Source organism: Psychrobacillus insolitus, from assembly GCF_003254155.1.
GTDB lineage: Bacteria > Bacillota > Bacilli > Bacillales_A > Planococcaceae > Psychrobacillus > Psychrobacillus insolitus.
In genome coordinates this window covers 350053-372415 of the sequence record NZ_QKZI01000002.1, presented here as the reverse complement: position 1 = coordinate 372415, position 22363 = coordinate 350053, and the positions used below count along the sequence as shown (strand labels likewise).

Sequence of the window (22363 nt, the reverse complement as noted above, 5' to 3'; positions counted from 1 at the left end):
CATTTTCCCTTCATTATAACACTGAATCTAAAAAAACTACCTATCAAATAGATGATAGGTAGTTTTATAAAGAAATTCTATTATAGACGTTTGAAACTATGGAATTTCTTGCCCCAATACGAATTATTTAAGCTTATAATTTCTGCTTTTTTACCACCAGAATGAATAAAACTATTGTTTCCAATATAAATACCTACGTGAGAAATTCCAGACTTATATGTATTTGCGAAAAACACTAAGTCTCCCGGTTGTGGATTTTTAACTGTATCCGTTTGAGCAAATTGTGTTGCTGTATTTCTTGAAATATTTTTACCAGATTTTTTATAAACATATTGTACATATCCACTGCAGTCAAATCCTGCTGTTGTAGTTCCACCAAAACGGTAAGGTGTGCCTAATAGTGATTTTGCAACACTAATCATATTAGAAGAATTTGTTGTACTAATATTTGAAGAAGTTTTAGTTACAGCTTTTGTTGTTATTTTAGCAGTTGTAGCTTTTTTTGTTGGTTTAACTATTGCTAGAAGTGAGCTTAGTATCCAACCAGATTTGCCGTTTACATTTACTTTATACCAAACTTTTCCACCAATTGTTTTTTTATGTGTTGCAGTAACTATCGTGCCTTTTTTTGCTAATGTCACTTTTTTATAGTTTGTTCCTGCATCCGCGCGAACGTTTGTATTGTAATTTGTTTTGTATGTTCCAGAGACAGTATATGCTCTACTAGAAGCAACTTGATCTACTGATGGATTTGCGTAGCTTACAGTTGATTTTGTAACTTCCTTGTTCTGTGCATTTGAAAATTCAAGATTAGCAGCACCTACAGGACTTGCTATCAAAAGTGCTCCTGCCATTATTACTGTTGTTAAAAACTTCTTCATTTTTTCTCCTCCAAAACATCTCAGTTATAAATCAATCCGAATACTCTTATCTGTTACTAACTATAGATAAATAGAGTCATAAACTCAACTTCATTTAGTTTACAAGTTTATTACAATTATATTACAGTCTTCTAAAACGCTTTTAAACATAGAGTTTAAAGGGTATATAACATCGTTGATTCATGCCTAATAGAGGTGATTTAGTAGAGGTTTTTATTGTCAGAGTAACTTTTTTTCTGATTAGATAGCAAGAATTAGTATTTTTTAATGAAGACAAATTTAGCACGAGCGTAACAAAGAGTCTATCGAACACAACAAAACATAAATAGATATCCTCTGTTAATCCCATTAGAATCGGACAAAACCAAATCTCCTAAATGATAGATTAATAATCTCACTTTCTAGATTGACCCTCTCTTTACCCGAACGCAAAAAAGATGCACTTCCCATAAATCATAGGAAGTGCATCTTTGTTACATCCAGTTATACAAAATAGTACTTATTTCTTTAATGTTTCAACTAAGAATAATGGTAATGCCAGTTGCCTTTTTATTCTAGTCGGTTCTATCATTAAACGATATAACCACTCTGTTCCAGTGTTTAAAAAGAGCTTCGGTGCACGTTTTACATTACCTGCTAAAACGTCGAATGATCCACCCACTCCTTGATATAGCGATGGATAGAGTCTGTCCCTGTTTGCTTCGATCCAGTTTTCTTGTCTTGGACTTCCCATTGCAACAAAAAGGATTTCTGGTTTTACTTCATTAATTTTTTGGATTACTTTTTCGTTATCTTGTTCATAGCCGTCTTGGATACCTGCTATTTTTAGTGATGGGTATTTACTTCTCAGTGCTTGGGCTGCTTGATCGGCAACACCTGGTTTTGCTCCGTAAAGGTAAATAGACTTACCAGTTTTGGCAGCTTCTCTAACGATACGATCCATCATGTCGATACCAGTTACACGAGATTTGATATTCCCTTTATTTAACTTTGATGCAAGGATGACTCCTATACCGTCCGGAATTTGGAATTCTGCACGGTTTAGAAGGTCTTTTAAAGACTGATCTTCTTTTGCTTTCATCAGTTTTTCAGGGTTTATTGCTACGACTAATGATTTTTCTTTGTTGTCTATTCGCTTGAATAGTTTTTTAATCAGCTCGTCGTAGTTGTCTGTATCTACTTTCACGCCTAGAATTATTTCTTTCATGGGTTTAATAGCTCCTATTTATTGAGGTTTTTGTTTTTAGAGTCACCAAGTGTGTAAAAAACAAATCCTGCTGCTTCCCATTCTGCACGTTGTAGACAGTTTTTCGTATCTAATACGATTGCGGAATTTAGGTTATCTAGGATAGTTGTTGGTTGTAATTCTTTGAATTCTTTATGATCTGTTAGAACAAGGATGATGTCTGCTCCTGATGTTGCTTCTTGTAGTGATTGTGTTTGTGTCGGATGCGTGTTTGTTTTAATATGCGGATCGTATGACACTACTTCTAGCCCTAGTTTTTGTAGTTCTACAATTACTTCTGTTGATGGGCTTTCACGCATATCATCTACATTCCCTTTGAATGCTAATCCAAATACAGCGACTTTTCCACCTGTTTTGTTTGTTTCTGACAGGATTTTGTTCGTTTTTAGAGCTGTGTATTCCGGCATTCCATCATTTGTAATACGTGCTTGGTGAATAATTGCTGCTTCTGGATCCAATTCTACAAGGAACCACGGATCAACTGCGATACAATGTCCTCCTACTCCAGGACCTGGATAGTGAATGTTTACACGTGGATGGAAGTTTGCAAAATGGATCGCTTCCCAAATATTCACGTCAATTTTCTCTGCAATTTTTGCTAGCTCGTTTGCAAAGGCAATGTTCACGTCACGGTATGTGTTTTCCATTACTTTTACTAGTTCCGCTGTTGTCGCGTCTGTAATGTGAATTTTTCCTTTAACAAATGTTTCGTAAAGTTCTTTCGTTAATTGGGATGATTTTTCGTTAATTCCCCCAACAATACGGTCATTATTCACTAATTCTTCAAAGATTTTACCAGGAATAACGCGCTCTGGTGAATGGGATACGTATAGTTGTGTACCGATTTCGAGACCAGTTTTCACTAGTTCTGGTAGCATGATGTTTTCTACTGTTTTTGGTGGCACTGTAGATTCTAGTACTACTAAGTTACCTTCTTTTACATAAGGAATGATTGATGCTGTTGCAGCACGAACGTATTCTAGATTTGCTGTTTTATCAGCGTTGATTGGTGATGGTACTGCGACGATGAATATGTCTGCTTCTATTGGTGTTGTGGAAACTGTTAGTAGGCCTTCGTCGATTGCTTTATCCAATCTTTCTTGGAGACCATTTTCTTCTATATGAAGTTGCTTATTTTGAATCATTTCTACTGCTTTTTCGTTTACGTCTACCCCATGTACTCTGACACCGTGGTTTGCGAATGTTACTGCGGTTGGAAGTCCGATGTAACCTAGGCCTATCACACATATTGTTTTTTGCATTTTAGGTACTTCCTTTCTTTATTTACACTGCAGTATTATAGCACATTTTTAAGGGTTTTACACGTTTGTGTTATTTGGGGGTTGGTGTGGCGGGGGTTGGGTGGAACTTGTCGTGCGTTTGGGTGGAACTTGTCGTGCTTTTGTGGAACTCGCGTTTGGTTGTGTGGAACTCGCGTGTGTTTGCGTGGAACTCGTGCGTGCTTTTGTGGAACTCGCGTGTTTGTGTGGAGCTTGTCGTGCTTTGCGTGGAACTTGTGTGCGTTTAGGTGGAACTTGCGTGTGTTTGAGTGGAACTCGCGTGCTTGTGTGGAACTTGTCGTGCTTTGTGTGGAACTCGTGCGTGCTTTTGTGGAACTTGCGTTTGGTTGTGTGGAACTCGTGTGTTTGAGTGGAGCTTGTCGTGCTTTGCGTGGAACTCGTGCGTGCTTTTGTGGAACTTGTGTGTGTTTGGGTGGAACTCGCGTGTTTGTGTGGAACTTGTCGTGCTTTGAGTGGAACTCGTAAGGAATCTGTTAAATTTTAATATAACATCCAGCCGTGAAATGCACCTAGCAAAGTGAAAATTGTGCCCTGTCCCTGTGTCAGACTCAAATATTCCTTCAATTTGTGGCTAACTCCTGGGCGGGGCTGTTTCTTTCCCCTCTTAGCCAGTTTTCCCAAATTGAAAAGTAGAAACACAATAAAAGCCACCCTAAGTTGGGTGGCTTTTACTGTGGTAAATAGCGCTTTAATTGCTATTTAGTATATTCGCTAGTATCGCTACTGCTTGATCGATTTCTTCGTTTGTTACGGTTAGTGGCGGCAGGAGTCTGATGACGTTTGGTCCTGCTGATACTAGTAGTAGCCCTGCTTGTTCGGCAAGGTTTACGTATGGTGCTACGTCTTCAGCGCATACGATACCGAGTAGTAGACCGGAGCCTACGATGGTATGGTTTGGAAGTGATGCTGCTAGTTTTTCTTTAAAGTATGTCGATTTTTCGTTGACATTGGTTAAGAATGTTGGGTTGAATACATGATTTAATACGGTTTGTGCAACTGAAACGGCTAGTGGGTTTCCTCCGAAAGTGGTTCCGTGTGTACCTGGTCCGAACGTTTCGTATAGAGCGCTTGTGCCAAGCATTGCTCCGATTGGGAAGCCTCCGCCTAGGCCTTTTGCTAGTGTCATGATGTCGGGTTTCAGTACGGTTTGCTCGTATGCGTAGCGAGTTCCTGTACGTCCGATTCCTGTTTGCACTTCGTCTACGATCAGTAAGATGCCTTTTTCTGAACAGATATCCGTGATTGCTTGTGCTAATTCAGGAGAGATTTGGTTCACGCCGCCTTCTCCTTGGATCACTTCAAGCATGATTGCTGCTACTTCGTCATCAATGACTGCTTCTAGTGCAGCTACATCATTGAAAGGAATCGTTTTAAATGTTTCTAGTAATGGTCCAAATCCTTGGCGTATTTTTTCTTGCCCAGTTGCGGACATCGCTCCAAAAGTACGTCCGTGGAAAGATTTTTCGAATGTGATGATGACATGTTTTTGTGTATGCTTGCGAGCTAGTTTAATCGCTGCTTCGTTTGCTTCTGCTCCACTATTACAGAAAAAGGCATGAGCCAGATGTGTGTCTTTCTCTAGTGTCGCAGCTAATTTTTCTTGCTCCGGACTTTCAAATAAATTTGATGTATGCCAAAGTTTCTCTGCTTGCTTTTGAATCGCTTCTACGATTGCAGGATGTGCATGGCCTAAACTAAGTACTGCTATTCCACTCGTGAAATCAAGGTATTCTTTCCCCGTTTCATCTGTTACAATCGTGCCTTTGCCGCTCACTAAATGAACGGGACGACGGCCGTAATTTTTAAATAATGAACTCATGCGTTTACCTCCTGAGATATGATTACCGTTCCTACTAGCTTTTCTCCAACTATTTGAACGGATGGAATACCAGATTGTAAGCACTCTACAGCGGCTTGCACTTTGGGAATCATGCCGCCGAAAATATCTCCTGTTTCAATCCAATTATCTATTTCCGCTTGCGTAACCATTTCTTGCACTACGTCATTGATTTTAATACCTGGTGTATCCGTTACGAGCAATAAACTATCGGCTTTCATTGCGAGCGCGATTTCACTTGCCACCGTGTCTCCATTAATGTTTAATGCATGTCCATCTGCTGTACACCCAATACAAGCAATAACTGGCGTGACTCCAGCTTGTAGAAACGTGTCTAGTAGGGACGTATTTACTTGTTGTATTTCTCCTACGAAGCCATATATTTCTTCATTTAATAATGTACATTCTAGTAGTTGTCCATCATAGCCACTTAAGCCTACTGCTACAATCCCGTCTTTATTCAACTCGTGAACTAAAGCCGGATTGACTTTGCCGATTAAAGTTGACTGGACGATCCCGACCGCTTCCTTAGAAGTTACTCGGATACCGTTTATAGTAGTTGATGTAACGTTATTTCGTGCCAATTCTTTGTTAATCGCCGGACCTCCGCCATGTACGATGATTAACTGATTTCCTTCTTCTTGCAGTCGCTTGAAGTTCATGAAAAACTGATCATTCAACCCTTCGAGCATACTGCCTCCTAGTTTGACAACGATGCGTTTAAGAACGGTAGCTTGCGTTGATTTGGACATAGTCATACGTTAAATCACACCCCCAAGCTAAGCCGTGGCCTGCTCCTTGATGAATATCGACAAAAATTTTCACTTCTGGTTGTTTCAAATAAACAATTAAATCTTCCTCTGAGAAGCTAACCGGCTCTCCGTTTTCTACAACTTTTGTAGAACCTAGATGAATTGTGATGGCATATGGATCAAGTGTAGCACCACTATAGCCTACAGCCGCAATGATTCTACCCCAGTTTGCGTCATTTCCAAATACAGCTGTTTTCACAAGTGGTGAACCAACTACAGTTTTCGCTATTTTACGTGCTTCTACATCGGAAATTGCACCTTTAACTTCCACTTCAATTAATTTCGTAGCACCTTCTCCATCTTTTGCAATCATTTTCGCTAAGTCTTGTGACACAGCATGTAATGTTTTCACAAAATTTTCCCATTCTGGATGATCAGGTGTTAGCGTATTATTTTCCGCCATCCCGTTTGCCATAACAATGACCATATCATTTGTCGAAGTATCACCGTCGACTGTAATTGAGTTGAACGTAATGTCGGTAATTGATTTCAATGCAGATTGCAGATATTTGGATTCGATGTTCGCATCCGTTGTTATAAAGCCAAGCATCGTCGCCATATTAGGTTCGATCATTCCAGAACCTTTTGCAGTTCCAGCAATAATCACTTCTTTGCCATCGATCATTGTTTTATAAGCAGTGTTTTTCGTAACGGTATCCGTTGTCATAATCGATTGAGAGAATCCAATAGCGCCTTCTAGTTCGTCAATTGGTTCTAATTGTTGAATCCCAGTAATGATTGGATCCATTTTCATCATTTCCCCAATAACACCAGTTGATGCAACGCCAACTAAATTACGCGCAATGCCTAGTTTTTCAGCTGTTAATTTTTGCATCGTGTATGCATCTGCCATTCCTTGCTTACCTGTGCAGGCGTTGGCATTCCCTGAATTTACGATGATTGCTTGTATTTTTCCTGTTTGGTACACAACATCTTTCGTAATCAGAAGTGGTGCCGCTTTTATAGCATTTGTTGTGAAAACGCCCGCTACACTTGCTGGAACTTCACTGAAAAGTAATGCTAGATCCTTTTTCTTATGCTTTAGTCCACAGTGGATACCAGTTGCTTTAAACCCTTTTGGTGATGCTATATTTTTTAATGAAATTTTTTTCATAATCATTGTGCTTGAACTCATGATTTACTCCTCCAATTATTTAAATGAATAGCGGTACTAAACGGAGACCAGTTGTTTGGTCTAAACCGAACTGCACGTTCATGTTTTGAATCGCTTGACCTGCCGCACCTTTTACTAAATTATCAATAGCTGAAACGATTGTAGCTCGGTTTGTTCGTGGATCCAGTCGCACATGGATATCACAGTAATTACTCCCGCGCACTTGATTTGTTCCAAATTTAGCAGCATCTTTTATGATACGTACAAATGGCTGGTCTGCATATTTCTCTTCAAGTGCTTCAACTAATTGCTTTTCAGTAGTCCCAGTTGTGACTGGCACATAACTTGTCGCAAGTATCCCTCTAGTCATTGGAACTAGCGTCGTTGTGAAAGTAATTGGTGAATGGTGTTTCGCAAACATCCCAATCGCTTGCTCAATTTCTGGAATATGTTGGTGCTCGTGAATTTTATAAATGGCTGTATTTTCATTCGTTTCACTGAAATGCGTCATTTGACTAGGCTTGTTTCCAGCGCCAGATACGCCACTTTTCGCATCAATAACAATATTATTTGCATCGATTAAGTTATTTTTTAAGAGCGGTAATAAGGAAAGCAGTACCGCCGTCGGGTAGCATCCAGGATTTGCGATAATGGCCGCATCCTTTATAGCCTCTGTATTCCACTCGGTTAATCCGTATACGCTTTGCTCAACTGCCTCAGCAGGAGCTGGTGTTTTTTTATACCATCGCTCATACTCCGCTAAGTCTTTCAATCGGAAATCCCCTGATAGGTCAATTAGCTTTGGCCCAAGCCCGATTAAGGAAGGAAGTAGTGTACTAGAAACGCCAGAAGGAGTACTTGTAAACACTACGTCGAGTTCTTTTAACCTACTATTATCTATTTTAAGTAAATCTTGGTCATAAATATTCAGTAAATGTGTATATTTATCAGAAAAAATACTTCCTTCATCTGATGATGTAAATAGATCAATGTTCGATACTGATGGATGATTATGTAAAATTCTTATTAACTCTAGTCCACCGTACCCTGTTGCACCAATAATTCCTACTTTCATTTCGCTCACTCCATATAAATAAGTTAGAACTAGTATATGACTGTATAATTATAAAGTCAAATGTATTTTTATCTACTAAAGTATGAAAAGCGGAAGCGCCTGTTTCTGCCCCGAGGGACACCGTTCTTCTGCGATGAGCTTTGCGCAGGAACATGACTGCTTGCTCTAGACGTTACTTTGTAGAAAAGTTTATTTTCTTTTTTACTCCATATAAAATTTTACACTAAAAAGGGTGACTTGTGTTAGAAGTCACCCTTTTCTATTATTTATTTTGGATTATTCTTTTTTCACTTTATGTTTTTTCCACATATCCTCTGCTGCTCCAGATCCAAGCATTACCCCTGCTACGATTAAGATGAGGCCAAGGAAATGTCGATAATTTAATATCTCTCCCAAGAAAATTGCCGAGAGTATCATTGCAAATAAAGGGTTAAAATTCATAAATATCGCGGCTTTTGTCGGTCCTGCTTGGCCAACTGCGTAATTGTACATTAGATGACCAATTGCGGTGCATACAATTGCCGATGCAATGAATAACCACCAAAACTTTTGAGTTGTCTCGCCAAATGCCAAAATAGCTCCAGGCTCTTGGATAAAACTGATCAGTATTATGATAGGTGCTCCAATTAACATCATATAAGCTGTCATTAAAAGTGGATTTAGGGTTCTCGCTGCTTTACTAATAACCATATAACTAAGAACTTGTGCGAAGATCGCTAGGAAAACGTAGAAATCCCCTATATTCGCACCTTGTGTTTCACTTCCAACTAAAACTGCAAGCGACAGACCTGCAAGTCCTAATAATAATCCAATCCACTGTACTTTAGTTGGGAAGTATTTTAATATGATTGCTGCTGAAATGGCCGTTAAGATTGGACCAGTTCCTAATATTAGTCCCCCGTGCGTCCCGCTTGTTATTGATAAGCCCATGTTTAGAAAATAATGATGACCTACTACATTTGTAATTGTTCCTAAAAATATATATTTCCACTCGTGCTTGAAAGGTTTTCGAATGAGTTTCATTTTCCATAAGATCAGTATTACGACTATACCTGCAACCAGTATTCGAAAACCTGTTAGTGTCACTGGTGGTACTTCGGCGACCAAGTATTTTAAGATAGGTACATTAGCTCCCCAAAAAAACATTACCAACAGGAGCATCGTGTAAATCTTCCATTGCTTCATCCGTAGTTCTCCCTTATTAATAGACGTATTTTGTTCTTTTGATTAATAGACTAAAAATAATATACGCTACTAATGATAAAATTACCGGAACTACCACTGTATGTACTCCAAATAGATTACCATTTACTTGATTGTAAAAATGAATCGCGATATACGAAACAATTCCTGAGATCATGGATGCAATCGCACCGTATTTATTGCCATAGGACCAGTAAAGACCTAGAACAACCGGCCAGATGAATGCAGCTTCTAGTCCACCAAATGCGAATAAATTCAAGAAAATAAGCAAATCAGGTGGGTTCAATGCCAATAAAAAAACAATGCTCCCTAAAATAGTTGTCACACCAAAACTGATACGTTTCACTGTTTTCTCACTAGCGCTCGGATTCAAGTAATTTATGTATACATCCTTCACAATCGATGAACTTACCAAAATTAACAGCGAATCAACAGTCGACATAATTGCAGCTAGTGGAGCTGCAAGAACAATTCCTGCAAGCCAAGCCGGTAAAATTTTCAATGCAACAAGTGGAATAACCGTATCTGGAACCTCTATCCCAGGCATTATTGTACGTGCAAATACACCAATTAAATGCATATTAAGCATGATAAAACCGGTAACAATTGTTCCAATCACAAGCGCTCGGTGCATCGATTTCGAATTTTTATACGACATCGCTCGCACAGCCATTTGAGGCAGTCCCACTACCCCTACTCCGACTAATATCCAGAAAGAAGATACATAAGCCATGGATAAATTCCCGTCATTTCCGTACGGAGTCACTAAATTCGGGTTTTCATTCAACAAATCCTGCATAATGTTCGGTACGCCGCCACCTGCGATAATTACAGCTATAAGTAAGATAAGCGTCCCTATAACCATAACCCCACCTTGCACAGCATCCGTTACTGCAACAGCACGGAATCCACCGATTACCACATAGACGAGAACAGAAACCGCAAAAATGAATAGCGCAGTCGTATACTTTATTCCTGTTAACGATTCAATCAATCGGCCTCCGCCTACCCACTGTGCTGTCATCGCTGAAAACAAAAAGATAATCATACTCGCTGCAGCTAGTAACACTACAGCCGTACTATTATTATATCGAACCTTCAAGAAATCAATTAACGTAATGGCATTATACCTACGAGCCAAAATCGCAAATTTCTTCCCTAAAATAAGTAATACAAAATAACCCGTCACCACTTGAGTCATCGAAAGCAGTACCCAGCCAAACCCCATAGTATATGCAGTTCCTGGACCACCAAGAAAACTAGATGCGCTACCATATGTAGCAACCATCGTCATGGCTAGCACAAATCCCCCTAGTTCACGACCACCTAAGAAATATTCTTGTAGGAACCCTCCAGTAGACTCCCCTATCTTTTTGCTAGACCAATAGCCAATGAAAAAAATGATTCCTAAGAAAAGAATCATCGGAATAATTACTTGAATATTCATAACTGATCACCTTCCTCTTCAAATGAAACATCCTTTAACACAAATTTCGCTAAAATAATGACCGTTAACGAAACCAAGAGGAATCCTACGATGCAACTGTAAAAGAACCATTCCGGAAAACCAAGTATATATTTATACTCCTCCACAGGAGCGGAACCAAGTCCATATGCAAATCCAAACCACCAAATGAAATGTACAATAGCTAAACCTACCCCAATGAGTGCTTCCCTGTGCGCAATTTTAAATCTAGGATCCACTTTAGTCCTCTCCCTTTTGCTTATCTTCGTTTATTTAGTATAGCGAAGTTTTTACTAGTTTTATATAAGAAAAATGGAAGCGACATTGGGCTCCACGCAAACACTATGAAGTTTCACACAAAAGCTCCAGAGTTACACATAAGTCGCTGAGTTTCACACAAACGCTATGAAGTTCCACACAAAACGCTTTGAGTTCCACACAAAGGCTCTAGAGTTTCACATAAGTCGCTGAGTTCCACACAAACACTATGAAGTTTCACACAAAACACTATGAGTTCCACACAACAGCTCCAGAGTTTCACATAAGTCGCTGAGTTCCACACAAAAGCTCCAGAGTTCCACATAAGTCGCTGAGTTTCACACAAACGCTATGGAGTTCCACAACCCCCCTCTAAAAACACAAAAAAACTGCGAAGGGTTTCTTCCTTCGCAGCTTTTAACTCTACATATTATGAAGATGCATCATCTACAGCGAAATTTGCGTTCAAAGTCGATGATATCCTTTTACGTTTTTATTATTTATAGGTTAAAAACTTCACGTAATCTCTCCAACCAACTGCTTTTACGCTGCTCCAAGTTGGTAGATCTAGCGGGAACGGTAAAAATGCTTGTGCACCGATATATTTTTCATCAGCATTAAGCACAACATTTCCCTCCATTAGTCCTTCTGAAAGGACAGCATATTGTTCAAGGTCTAATGGGACAACAACTGGTGTAAGACCAATTTTCCCATCTTCCGTTAGAATATACACTTCTGCTGCTTGATCGACGCGATTTAATATCCATTGTTCTTTTACGCGTGCTGCACCGGCTACTTCATTAGTAGTAATGTTTGAGTTAATATTCGCTCCGTAAGGCAAGACACTTACTTCACCATTCAATTGAATGCGTACTTCATATACTGGTTCTTCGATGTTAGAGTCAAATTGCTTGAACACTTTTAGCCATTCACTTTTGTTTGCTGGGACTTCTGTTTTCGTAGATACAAATCCTTCTACTACTCCCTCTTGGTGCGTCGAGTAGTTCATCACTTTTTGACCTTCTTGAATTTCGTGCCATTCAGCTTCTTCTAAGAATGTGACAACTGACTTTTCAGCTGTATATAAGTAGATGAAATACTTGCCGTCACTTTCTTCGATCGATGCCACAACACCAAAAATTGGGCTAAGTGATGCTAGGTCTTCTGAGTCCAAACTTAATTGTGCACTAACAATTTTACGTTTACGCTCTATTTCTGCTAATTTTTGCTCTGCTTCTGCAATTGCATTTGCGTAGTCGCCTTCTTGTAAAATTTCGACGTCAACTTGAACGCCTACGTTAATTACTTTATCCTCTGACGCGTCCCCTGTTGTTGAACCGCTACCATTAACTCCAGATGACACAGAATATTTTTCTGATTCTAAACCAGCTATAATCGATTCGAGCTTTGATTCTTCTGCCATATAAGCTTCTTCCTCGGATTCCCATAGCGAACGTTGTGAGTCAGCAGCCTCTGATTTCAGCACGGCAAGTTCTTGACCTTCTTGTACCATATCTCCAACTTTTACTGTAAACTCACTCACTACTTCTACATCTAGAGTAACTGTCGAGACACTTTCTGGCACGACAACAGATTCTTTTTCTAATTCTTTTGTATATGTATTTTCGTTCACCCGATCATATTCACTTACATAATAAGTACGACCAAGCTTACTTTTCTCGGTAAATAAAAGAATAGAGTTTGCAGCTATTATAGAAGAAACAATGATTGCAATACCGATTGTTATCCATTTATTCATAGGATTGCAAGCCCCCTTTCGATCCATTCACCTAGTGGCAAGACACTGATTCCTGCTGTTAGTGCAGCAAGGACTAAGTGTAATACGATTAATAGAATCATCAATTTGCTTGTCGACATCGCTGTAAATGCACGCAAGAATCTGAACTGAAGTGCGATTACAACTGCCGTGATGATACTTAATTGATTAAAGAAGTAAATAAAGAATTCATTATTTAAAAATGTTGCTGCGAGTGGTCCAAAGGAAAAGAATGAAAACGCTGTTGTGTATCCTAATATCGCAAACACTGCAAAGATTGCTGCTTTTTCCAATAATAAAAGGGAAACTACAAAAAATTGCATAATAGTTGCTTTTGATAGTTGAACACCAGTCATTTTATGTAATACATAAGCGATTCCAAAGAAATGGAATGCCATGTAAATAAGCGAGAAAATAATCGTACTGAATAAAGATGTAATTCTCGCAACCGAATATGTATCCTCGTACCCCTCTACAAAAAGAGAAGACAGACCTTCCGTATTCATGCCCCATATATCTTTAAGTGCATATAATAGAACTCCAAGTATTGCTACTAACCAAACACGTTTTTCAAAATTACGCATCGTTGTATTCTTAAGTGAATCAATTAGTTCATTTTGATGAAAAAGATGCTTCCAAAATCGAAAATCAAAAAACATTCGTTTGTTCCCCCTCTATGGTTGAACAGTTACTTCCACATATACACCATGTAGCATCATCTTTCCACTCTGTGACTGAAAAGTTGGTTGAATGAGTAATAAGTATGCTGCTCCCTTTTCTAGTGTTTCATTTGGTGTAATAACATACTTTGGTATCACTTTTTTATTTGAGCGATACCGGAACTCTGTTGCCACCTAGTTAACTAATTCTATCTTTTGCGTTTGCAAATTATCTGCAATGGAATCTGACAATATAGCTGTAAATTCTTTCGTTTCCGGTACATTTTCAAGTGCTGTCATCTTATTAAACTGATGATAGTTTAATAGAATTTCATCTTGATGTGCTTTCGCAAGTTCGCGACCGTCTTCCGTAATTACATTTGGTGGAACTCCCTCTTCGTTGACAATTGTTGTTAAATATAAAAAATCAGGCCATGAGAAAAATGATTGCTCCCTATACAGGGTAGCAGATATCTGGTCCAATAGTGCAGCACCGTCATCTGAAAATGAATTGAACGAAATATAACCTATATTTCCATATAAGAGCTGCTCCGTTACTACTGGAATCTTGTTCGAGTTAGAGTATAATTTTCTACACTACAAGAATCGCCTCCTTGAGCAGAAAACCCTACACTACATTTCCCCATCCTTTGACATCTAAACTCATTTTAACTGAAATCTTGATTTTTTGTTCGCTTTTTCGAATATTTTTTTGAGGATGTAGCATGTAAGATTTTTTTCTTTACTTGGACTTCGGATGAAATATATGGTATTAGGGGAAACTAGAAAAACAGGAGATGAGCTACGTTATAATTCTTGTTTATTTTTAACGAAGACATTCTTTTCTACATATTAAATGATTAAATCTCTTGATTCTCGGAAATACTATCATATGACTATTACTAACTTATTTCTCCGTAAAACTTCTGAACTATTTCCCGGGAAATCACCAAGAAAGGAGAGAACATGACAAAAAAACGGGAATGTAGTAACGCGGAACTGAATTGGCATTTTATATGGTGCGCTTCGATCGAGTGCATTTATTTTTCTATTATTTCCAAAAACATAAAAAACACCTCCCGAAAATATAAATTCGTTAGGTGTTCGTTATTTACTAATTTTCATCAATATAGTTGCCTCCATACTATAGTTAAAGTTCCATTAATTGTTGGAAAAGTAATTCATCTCGATGATCTAATGAATAGTCAATCATTTGTTTGTAGTTTTCCTTTTCTAGTATATCGATAAGCTCAGCAATTCCTTCAATAGACAATTCTTCTACTGGCACTTTATTATTTGCGTCAATAATTTCTTGAAGATGTACATGAATATCAGAAACAAGCATTAACTGGTACAGTGGGAGCCTAATAAAGCGATTACCTTTTTGAAACACGAAAATATCTGATAAATTTTCAACTTGTAAGTTTTTTGCATTTATAATTATTTCTTTCCCTTCTACAGGAATAAACTGAAATATTTCATCTTCTTTTCGAATGGAAAAGTATTGATAAGCAAAAACGAGTTTGATACGGTCATCCTCTATCTTCATATTAAATGGTTTCATCAATTGAACTTGTAACATATCGACCCCTCCACTTCTCAGAATTTTCTGTCTTTTTACTTTAACATACATTCGGAAGAAAACATAGTACCAATACTTATCTTGGTGTAAGTGAACTTTCAAGTTATTTTTGAGATCTTTTTTTATCTCTTCCACTGTAATCCATGAAAAATCCAAACTTTTGAGAATTATATTTGAATGCAAATTCAACCGTTACAATTTGCTTCATCAAAACAGTCTCTATGATAAGATGTCTAGTAAATCTAATAATGAGGGAATGTACAATTGAATCTTTTCTATGTTCATTCCATCCTTTCAATTATAAATTTACATTTTATTAACACTTTTCCATCCATTAAAACCCAATTAATATATCTGAATATAACCATTATTCAGACAGTATATTAATTTATCGCCGTTTTGGCTTATATTAAAAATCAATTATATTTTTTTGATATTATTTTACTATATTAGGGGGGGTATGATGCCTTTTCACTCACATTTACGTGAATATCGAGAGCAGCAATTGAATATTTCGCAAAAAGAAGTTGCAAGTCGATTAAACATTGATCATTCGTCTTTATCGAAGTACGAGCGTGGAGAACGAGCTATTCCAATCGATTTATTACCAGATTTTAAACGAGTACTAAATATTTCTGACAAAGATTTCTTAAATATGGTACTGAATAAACCATATAAAAGTGAAAATCCTGGCCTTCAAGCAGAGGAAGTACAAAAACAGTACATGTATGGATTTTATGATGAACTACTAATAAATCGCGGAAAATATTCGAGTGATTTTCGTGAAATCGTTATATTTTTAAGTAAGCTAAACGACCAAGATCTAAAAAATATTAAAAACTGCCTAAAAACCTAACCTTAAGAAGCTACTGCACACTTGCATTGGCTTTTTTGCGTTTTAAAGCAAAATTTTCACTCCTGCGCAGGCTCTTCGTATAAATATTTACTGAATAAAGTTAAAAGATTAAACCCTTTACCTTTTAATCACGAGGATTTATACGTATAATGGAAGGAAAGCCTTTTTTACAAGGAGCGATTGGATTGAACTTGACTTCACATCAAAAATTAGCATCACATTATGAAAAGTATATTGAACAATCCATGCAAACGATTGAAAAGAAATTCCATCCTTCTATTTTAGAAGATGAGGAATTAATTCGTCGTGCAGCGTTTTTTGTACGCAATGGAGCTGTATCTGTCACTAATTACCATCCTCAGGATCACCAGGTAGATTTCACCGTTCGGGATGTCAGTAACATAGACATTACATATTCGATTTTAACTGATTCATTCACGTGCCCATGTCCAATGCATAAGCCATGTCGTCATATTGCTTCCGCTGTGTTTTATTTATATCAACAAAATTCGTCTTTATCTACTTGGATTTCCAATTGGCGTTCCAATGCCGATCAAGCCCAGTTGACATTACTGCGGGATGAACGCAGTCCGAGAAGTTGGGATTTTCTGATTGATAACTTTTTCCGTAAATTCATTGCCAATTATCCACCGTCAAACTTTTATCTATTAGAGTTTGCTGTAAATGATTTAAAGATTCAAATACGTAAATCACGCCCTTTCGAACGAGAGTGGCAGCCTATTTTCGATGTCTATGTAGATCTTTGTGTATTAATTAAACTATGGCCTTATATCGAGCCATTCGCTGAAACAAATATGCAGAGTCGCGTATTTTATTTCTTGAATGAGTATATGGAAGAGCTGGATGATAGTTTATCCCAACTCGCTTCCAAGCCACGACTATTTTCAGCCGATAAATTTTACGAAGAAATCATGAATCGTGTCCACACTTTTTATTTTGATACGGAATATTTCCTGCATTACCGTAAGCATGTATATCTTGCTTTTTGGGATTCACTCGTTACAAATAAAGCAAAACGCGAAAAAGAAGTGGCATATTTAGAAGCACTTGAAAAAACAGAAGATGGTGTTCCTTTAAATATCGTACTGCCTTATTTTTACCTTACACTTTCTATGATGGATAAATTACTAAAAGCAGCAGAACATATGGAGCCAAACCAGCTTCTGGAATGGGTGGAAGTGTGTGAAAAAGCCATTCAATTTAATAACAAAGAAATGGCTAATCAGTTAGTTCGTCAAATATTGCCACATGTTTCTTATTACTTGAATGAAGTGATGCAAAACCCTGGTCGTGTCATGCTAATACGCCGTCTAGAGTTGCTGTTCAATTCCGTACAACTGGAATCAGATGAACTCGAAAACTTGTATAAATCATTTGGAACGTATGGTATTCAGTCATACTCTTCTTTATTGCTGAAGGAAAAACGCTACCGAGATTGGATGGCATTGCATCAATCTGCCAATTCTTCCCTAGAATATGCCGAAGCATGTGGACTCGCTGTTGTGAAAGAAGACGCTCCAGAAGTGTTGCTTCCACTCTATCATCATTACGCTATGCGATTTATCAATGAAAAAAATCGATATAGCTATAAACAAGCAGTTCGTATTTGGAAGAAGATGAAAGCGATCGCTAAAAAATCGAATGAGGCAGATTATTGGAATGCTTACTTAGAAAATATTCGGGATAAATATCGCCGTCTGCGTGCATTGCAACAAGAGATAGAGAAAGGAAACTTGCCATTATGATTCAGCCTCTGTCTATAACAAAAGAATTTTCATTGACAATCCAGCCATTAGAAAATGGTAACTTTGAACTTTTTTCAAAAAATGTTCCTCTCGAAAAGTGGGTACCATCTTTATATTTGGACCATCGAGAGAGTTTTTTTGGACTTCTTGCTAAAATTGAAGATGATACCTTGATTGCAACTCCAGTTGAAATGATGGAGCTATTTTCAGGAAATCCACATCCATTCATCACTTTCACCGGGGATGATCTCGATTCAAAAACGTGGCTTACAACATTTAAAGATGCTGCAAATGTATGGTCTAATCCTGACTTATGGAATGTTTTGACATTAGAAAATGACGTTATACAAGTACATGCAGAAATTGATGAAGTTGGAAAAGTGCTTGTCGCAAATGCTGTGAAGCAAAAGCTCTATCAAGCAGGTTTAGCTATGGAGGATGTCCCTACACTTATTCCTTTCTTTCAACAAGGTGGCTGGCCTATTAAGTCTCAGTCTACTCATCCAAGTCTATTAGTTGCATTACGCTTGTCCGAACCGGAAACTTTTGAAGATACGTGGCTATTAGAAACAGTGGTGCGTGGAAAGAAAAGCAGTGTTTACTGGACACCACCATTTCGGAAAAAGTCTTTACCCATTATTAATGCCCTTCCTGATAAGTGGAATGAGTTTGCAGATTATATAACGGATACTCAAGTCAAAATATTTTCGCTTATTACATCTGTTGAGCCTTCTGAACTGGAAACTTTCTATTCAGCCACTTTAACGGACGAAGAAGTGCGAATTTTCCTTCGTGATGATTTAGTGAAGTTGCAAGCACTAGGTTTTGAAATTGTCCTTCCAGCTTGGTTAAAAGCTGTGAAAGAGTCAAAAATGAAAGTTAAAACGATTGCTAAAACAGCGAATACGTATAAAACAGCTGCAGGCCTCAATGAAATTTTGCAGTTTGACTGGAGTTTTTCACTAAATGGGCAGGAGATTTCATCGGAAGATTTCCAACAGCTTGTTAACGAAAATCGTTCATACATTCAAGCTGGTAATGAATGGTTCCGTATCGATGCTGCTTGGATGCATGAAATCCGAGAACTGATGAAAAAATCAGATTCAGAGAACTGGACTGTGAAGGAACTATTATTCCGGGAAATACCAGAAGAAATGGCACTCATGATGGATGAGGAGGAATCGGTTAACGAGGATCCACTATTCCAATTTGAGCTGCAAAAGTCGTTGCAGTCATTAATGGAACAGTTACAAGAAAAGAAAGGTTTCCCTCCTGTAGAGGTTTCTGCCAATTTGTTGACTACACTAAGACCTTATCAACAACTTGGTCTTGAGTGGCTTACATTTATGCGTAATGAGAAATTCGGCGCTTGCTTAGCTGATGATATGGGACTCGGAAAAACAGTTCAGCTTATTGCTTATTTATTACATGTCCATGAAAAAGAGGATGTGCAAACTCCGTCACTCATCATCTGCCCGACTTCCGTACTCGGAAATTGGCAAAAAGAGCTTGCGAAGTTTGCACCATCATTGAATGTGCAGACTCATTATGGTACTGCACGAACAAAAGAAATCGATCTCTCAGCAGATCTGGTTATTACAACTTTCGGTACAGCTATGCAAGATATTGAATCACTACAAGCGATTGAGTGGTCTAGCGTTACGCTCGATGAAGCTCAAAACATTAAAAACATGCACACGAAGCAATCTCGTGCTATTCGTAAGCTAACAGGTGCCCACCACATTGCGCTTACTGGTACGCCTGTTGAAAATAGATTATCTGAACTTTGGTCCATATTTGACTTTATCCATAAAGGATATCTCGGCTCATATCGTAAGTTCCAAGAAAACTATATCGTTCCTATTGAAAAAGATAACTCAGACGATTTTAAGCATAAATTACGCTTAAAAATCCAGCCTTTCTTGCTTAGAAGAACGAAACAAGATCCAGAACTAATGCTAAACTTACCGGAAAAACTGGAGCAACGTGAATACTGTGCACTCACTACAGAACAAGCAGCATTGTACGAGTCACTTATTCAAGAAACAGTTAGTAAATTGGATACACTTTCAGGATTCGAGAAAAAAGGGCTAATTTTAAAAATGTTAAGCAAGTTAAAGCAATTATGTAATCATCCTGCTCTTTACTTAAAAGAGCCTTTCGATGACGCCGAAGATATGCTCGAACGATCCGAAAAGTTGGCTCGAATCGTTACACTTGCTGGTGAGATTGCTGCTCGCGGAGAGCAATGTCTGATTTTCACGCAATATATCGGTATGGGGCATTTACTTCAGCATTGTCTAACAGAGCTATATGAAATTGATGCTCCATTTTTAACTGGAAGTATGCCAAAAAATCAGCGCGACCATTTAGTTGAGGCTTTTCAAGCGAAGGAGTTCCCTATTTTTCTGTTATCCTTGAAAGCTGGTGGAACTGGTTTAAATTTAACTGCTGCAAGCCATGTTTTACATGCAGATCGCTGGTGGAATCCCGCTGTAGAGAACCAAGCAACAGACCGTGCTTATCGTATCGGTCAAACAAATTTTGTACATGTGCATAAATTTATTACAATTGGTACAATTGAAGAAAAAATAGATAAATTACTCGTAGAAAAACAAGCGTTATCAGAGGATTTAATCCACTCTAGTCAATGGATTACTGAAATGTCTGATGAAGATATGAAAGATTTACTCTCATTTTCATTTTAAGAAAACCTGGCCGTGCTTCTTCGGTCAGGTTTTTCCCTCTCTTGATATCGATGTTACTACGCGGTCTGTAAAACATCTATACTGGAAGTTGATTTGGTTGAATCGTTGGAAATTCAAAATCGGTTTCTTCTTTATTATTTGGTTGGGTTTGCAAGTTTTGTTCTTCATCTCGTTTTTTAGTTGCGAGAAAACGTATATCCTCTACAACCACTTCTGTGACATAAACCCTCAATCCTTCTTCCTTTTCATACGATCTTGTATTAAGCCTTCCTGTAATCCCAACAAGTGAACCTTTCCCACAATACTTCACAGTTGTTTCAGCGATCTTTCCCCAAATCGTGCATAGCACAAAGTCCGCTTCATCATTTTTCATTCTTTTATTTACTGCTACTACAAAACTCGTTTGAACTCTCCCTTCAGAAAATTGTTTCAGTTGTGGATCTTTTGTCAAACGTCCGATGATCGAGACTGAATTCACCTTTTCACCTCCTTTTTTCTAAGATGGCTTTAGCATATAGCATAGATAAATTGTTGGCAAAAGCTCAAAATTCAATTTTGGACATGTTTTTTGACAAGATTCTTACATTTATCGTAGGATTTAGCCGATTTTTACTAGATTCTCCATTTTTAGATGTCGAAAATACAATATTGGTAGTTTTTGAAGTTTTTTTGAATAATTGAAAAACAATGATCGTTTAAGTCAATGAATTGCTTTGGACTAGCCATCTTAAGTAAAAAACAAACTTATTTTTAGATGGAAGTTATTTTGTTTGTTCTGGAGTTGCACACAAGTCCTGGAGTTCCACTCAAACATTCTGGAGTTGCACGCAAATCCTCGAAGTTCCACTTAAACACTCTAGAGTTACACGCAAATCCTCAAAGTTACACACAAACGCTCGAAGTTCCACTCAAACACTCTAGAGTTGCACGCAAATCCTCAAAGTTACACACAAACATTCTGGAGTTGCACACAAATCTCTAAGTTACACACTTAATAGTTCTATGTTAATTTATAAATTATGATTTTTAAAATATAGCAAAATGAATATACGACTTATCCGGGAATAAGTGCAAACAAGAGACTTTTCTTCTTTTTTTGTATTTATTTTTAAATAAGTCGTATATGAGTTTTACACATTTGTGAAGTTGGGATTATTTTTGGGGTGGGCTGCTTTGCTGGAGGTTTTTTTCTGGGCATCGCTTCCTTGTGTAAGCGACAAATTGGAAGGGCATTTGTGGCTGACACCAGAACAGCATACTAACCACGATAGAGAACGCCCAGGAGTTCGACACAATGCTACTTCAATTTGTGGCTAACTTCTGGGCACACTTCTAAAAACTCTTTGGTTATTTTATAATGAGTCATCCGTCTTTTTAGGTGGTTCAATCACCGTTTCTTCTGCAAATTCTGTTAGTAAATTTGTTCGTTGGTAATAGCCTATCTTCTTCTCTGGGGGTTTTCGCGGTTCAAATATTCGACTTTCCATATATCGGTGCAAGTACATTTCTCCCATCATTAAAGCCAAAGCAGCTATAAAAGAAGCCGTCCCGAGTGCAATTGGTCCCTCAAAGATAAACGACCCTAATAACCAAATTAACACGAATGAAAATATAAAATCACCTATACTTGCAAAAACATTTCCGATAAAAGGTAGTAAAAACACGTCTCCTATATATCCTGCAACCGTAACTAAAACGCTTGTAAGTAATATATCTAAAAGGGAAACCCCAAAAAACGCTCCTAAAATAATCCATAAAACTATTGTAACCATAACAAGTTTCATGAAAAATGATTTCACATACACCAGTAACACCTCCTTTTC

20 protein-coding genes are annotated in these 22363 nt (G+C 37.8%); 3 read left to right on the top strand and 17 right to left on the bottom strand.

Annotated elements, in window-relative coordinates:
• Positions 1 to 80: 80 nt before the first annotated feature.
• The 15 genes from C7437_RS09105 to C7437_RS09040 all read right to left on the bottom strand — a co-directional run bounded on the left by C7437_RS09105 (position 81) and on the right by C7437_RS09040 (position 15210).
• Positions 81 to 881, bottom strand: a complete 801-nt coding sequence (locus C7437_RS09105; RefSeq protein ID WP_111439362.1) for a C40 family peptidase — start codon at positions 879 to 881, stop codon at positions 81 to 83.
• Between the two features lie 499 nt (positions 882 to 1380).
• Positions 1381 to 2088, bottom strand: coding sequence for a WecB/TagA/CpsF family glycosyltransferase (locus tag C7437_RS09100; protein WP_111439361.1), 708 nt, complete (start codon positions 2086 to 2088; stop codon positions 1381 to 1383).
• Positions 2089 to 2102: 14 nt separating this feature from the next.
• Positions 2103 to 3389, bottom strand: coding sequence for a nucleotide sugar dehydrogenase (locus C7437_RS09095; protein WP_111439360.1), 1287 nt, complete (start codon positions 3387 to 3389; stop codon positions 2103 to 2105).
• 727 nt (positions 3390 to 4116) lie between these two features.
• Complete coding sequence (locus tag C7437_RS09090) at positions 4117 to 5247, bottom strand: acetylornithine transaminase (RefSeq protein WP_111439359.1); 1131 nt, start codon at positions 5245 to 5247, stop codon at positions 4117 to 4119.
• Complete coding sequence (argB, locus tag C7437_RS09085; RefSeq protein WP_111439358.1) at positions 5244 to 6023, bottom strand: acetylglutamate kinase; 780 nt, start codon at positions 6021 to 6023, stop codon at positions 5244 to 5246. Before argB ends, C7437_RS09090 begins: the two co-directional genes overlap by 4 nt.
• Positions 5986 to 7212 carry a bifunctional ornithine acetyltransferase/N-acetylglutamate synthase gene (argJ, locus tag C7437_RS09080; RefSeq protein WP_111439357.1) on the bottom strand — a complete coding sequence of 409 codons (1227 nt, stop codon included), beginning with the start codon at positions 7210 to 7212 and terminating at the stop codon, positions 5986 to 5988. Before argJ ends, argB begins: the two co-directional genes overlap by 38 nt.
• A gap of 19 nt (positions 7213 to 7231) precedes the next feature.
• A complete protein-coding gene (gene argC, locus C7437_RS09075) occupies positions 7232 to 8266 on the bottom strand; it encodes an N-acetyl-gamma-glutamyl-phosphate reductase (protein WP_111439356.1) in 1035 nt (344 codons plus the stop codon).
• 276 nt (positions 8267 to 8542) lie between these two features.
• Positions 8543 to 9451, bottom strand: coding sequence for a DMT family transporter (locus C7437_RS09070; protein WP_111439355.1), 909 nt, complete (start codon positions 9449 to 9451; stop codon positions 8543 to 8545).
• Between the two features lie 16 nt (positions 9452 to 9467).
• A complete protein-coding gene (gene panF / locus C7437_RS09065; RefSeq protein WP_111439354.1) occupies positions 9468 to 10916 on the bottom strand; it encodes a sodium/pantothenate symporter in 1449 nt (482 codons plus the stop codon).
• Entirely contained in the window at positions 10913 to 11173 is a 261-nt protein-coding gene (locus C7437_RS09060) for a YhdT family protein (RefSeq protein ID WP_111439353.1), read from the bottom strand. Before C7437_RS09060 ends, panF begins: the two co-directional genes overlap by 4 nt.
• 515 nt (positions 11174 to 11688) lie before the next feature.
• Complete coding sequence (locus C7437_RS09055) at positions 11689 to 12951, bottom strand: efflux RND transporter periplasmic adaptor subunit (protein ID WP_111439352.1); 1263 nt, start codon at positions 12949 to 12951, stop codon at positions 11689 to 11691.
• On the bottom strand, positions 12948 to 13628 hold the full coding sequence (locus C7437_RS09050; protein ID WP_111439351.1) for a hypothetical protein: 681 nt from the start codon (positions 13626 to 13628) through the stop codon (positions 12948 to 12950). The genes C7437_RS09055 and C7437_RS09050 overlap by 4 nt, the downstream gene beginning before the upstream one ends.
• 15 nt (positions 13629 to 13643) lie before the next feature.
• Complete coding sequence (locus tag C7437_RS16795; protein WP_146249623.1) at positions 13644 to 13823, bottom strand: hypothetical protein; 180 nt, start codon at positions 13821 to 13823, stop codon at positions 13644 to 13646.
• Positions 13824 to 14111, bottom strand: coding sequence for a hypothetical protein (locus C7437_RS09045; RefSeq protein ID WP_111439350.1), 288 nt, complete (start codon positions 14109 to 14111; stop codon positions 13824 to 13826).
• A 667-nt stretch (positions 14112 to 14778) separates the two neighbouring features.
• Positions 14779 to 15210 (bottom strand): transcriptional regulator, encoded by a 432-nt coding sequence (locus C7437_RS09040; protein WP_111439349.1) that lies wholly within the window; start codon positions 15208 to 15210, stop codon positions 14779 to 14781.
• A gap of 463 nt (positions 15211 to 15673) precedes the next feature.
• Between C7437_RS09040 and C7437_RS09035 the strand changes: the two genes are divergently transcribed.
• From C7437_RS09035 to C7437_RS09025, 3 genes are all read left to right on the top strand, one after another.
• A complete protein-coding gene (locus C7437_RS09035; protein ID WP_170122348.1) occupies positions 15674 to 16066 on the top strand; it encodes a helix-turn-helix domain-containing protein in 393 nt (130 codons plus the stop codon).
• Between the two features lie 185 nt (positions 16067 to 16251).
• The gene (locus tag C7437_RS09030; protein ID WP_146249622.1) at positions 16252 to 17832 is read left to right on the top strand and encodes a hypothetical protein; all 1581 of its coding nucleotides are present in this window, start codon (positions 16252 to 16254) and stop codon (positions 17830 to 17832) included.
• Positions 17829 to 20540 carry a DEAD/DEAH box helicase gene (locus tag C7437_RS09025; protein WP_111439346.1) on the top strand — a complete coding sequence of 904 codons (2712 nt, stop codon included), beginning with the start codon at positions 17829 to 17831 and terminating at the stop codon, positions 20538 to 20540. The genes C7437_RS09030 and C7437_RS09025 overlap by 4 nt, the downstream gene beginning before the upstream one ends.
• 76 nt (positions 20541 to 20616) lie before the next feature.
• Here C7437_RS09025 and C7437_RS09020 read toward each other — a convergent pair whose 3' ends face one another.
• Both C7437_RS09020 and C7437_RS09015 read right to left on the bottom strand, forming a co-directional pair.
• Positions 20617 to 21018 carry a single-stranded DNA-binding protein gene (locus tag C7437_RS09020; RefSeq protein ID WP_111439345.1) on the bottom strand — a complete coding sequence of 134 codons (402 nt, stop codon included), beginning with the start codon at positions 21016 to 21018 and terminating at the stop codon, positions 20617 to 20619.
• Between the two features lie 874 nt (positions 21019 to 21892).
• Positions 21893 to 22345 (bottom strand): YndM family protein, encoded by a 453-nt coding sequence (locus C7437_RS09015; RefSeq protein ID WP_111439344.1) that lies wholly within the window; start codon positions 22343 to 22345, stop codon positions 21893 to 21895.
• Between the last annotated feature and the right edge of the window lie 18 nt (positions 22346 to 22363).